The following is a 1,263-nucleotide window of genomic DNA, read 5'->3' as shown; positions in this document are numbered from 1 at the left end:
GCGGTTCGGGCCCTACCGCACCGTCTCCTTCGACGGCTGCAGCTCGCTCAAAGCCCCCGACACCATCCGTAACCGGGCCTGGCTCGGCAGCCCCGGCCACGGCGGCTACCCCCAAGTGGAACTGATGACGCTCGTCGAAACCGGAACCCGGGCCCTGATCGGTGCCGTCTTCGGCCCGACCAGCGAAGGCGAGAGCGGCTATGCCCGGCGCCTGCTGCACCTGCTGCAGCCGGACATGCTCGTGTTATGGGACAAGGGCTTCGACAGCAACGCCTTCCTCGCCCAGGTGGCCGCCACCGGCGCCCAGGTGCTCGGCCGGCTGCGCAGCAACCGGCGCACCCCCATCCTCGCCTCACTCACCGACGGCTCCTATCTGTCGGTGATCGGCGCCCTGCAGGTCCGCATCATCGAGGCCCGGGTGACGGTGACCTGCACCGACGGCACCACCTTCACCGGCACCTACCGCCTGGCCACCACCTTGACCGACGCCCGCCGCTACCCGGCCGCCGCCCTGATCAGGCTCTACCACCAGCGATGGGAACACGAGTCCGCCTACTACGCGCTCCGCCACACGATCATGCAAGGACGGATCCTGCGCTCAGGCGACCCCGCCGGCCTGGAACAGGAGATGTGGTCGGTGCTCACGCTCTATCAACTCCTTCGCACAGTGATGGTCGACGCCGCCGAATCCCGGCCCGGCACCGACCCCGATCGCTGCGGCTTCTCCATCGCCCTGCACGCCGCCCGCGACCTGGTCATCCGGCCTGGCGACAACCCAGGCAACGCCACCGGCCTGGCCGGTGCCATCGGACGCCGTGTCCTGGCCGGGCTGCTGCCACCCCGCCGCCCACGCGTCAGCACCCGCAAGGTCAAATCACCCATCTCCCGCTACCACGAACGACTCAACGACGGCCGGCCCGACCACAGCCGCACCATCACCGACCTCGACATCACCCTCCTGCCACCCCCGCCCACACTGCCGGCCACGTCCCGAGACGAGCGACCCATCGCCCCAGCCGACCGCCGCAGACAACAACAGGTCCTGGCCCTCCTCCACCAAGACCCCAACCGCCCCTGGAGAGCCTGCGACATCGCCCAACACCTAGGCGATGTCACCCTGAACACCATGTATCGACAACTGTCGCGCTGGGCCGACAGCCAGCTCATCTGCAAGATCGGGCCGGGTATCTACACTGCCGGGCCGCTCTCCCCAACGCTCTTGCCAGCAGCCCAAAAACCTTAACTACCTGGCCTTGGGAGTTG

General features: G+C 68.5%; 1 protein-coding gene. It reads left to right on the top strand.

Annotation, left to right across the window (positions count from 1 at the left end; all coding sequences use genetic code 11):
* The coding region (locus tag LDL49_RS56430; RefSeq protein WP_225303196.1) for a transposase at window positions 1–1,243 on the top strand (1,243 nt) is incomplete at its 5' end.
* Window positions 1,244–1,263: the final 20 nt, after the last annotated feature.

It is taken from the genome of Nonomuraea aurantiaca, from assembly GCF_020215705.1.
Lineage (GTDB): Bacteria > Actinomycetota > Actinomycetes > Streptosporangiales > Streptosporangiaceae > Nonomuraea > Nonomuraea aurantiaca.
This window is presented reverse-complemented; position numbering and strand designations above follow the sequence as displayed.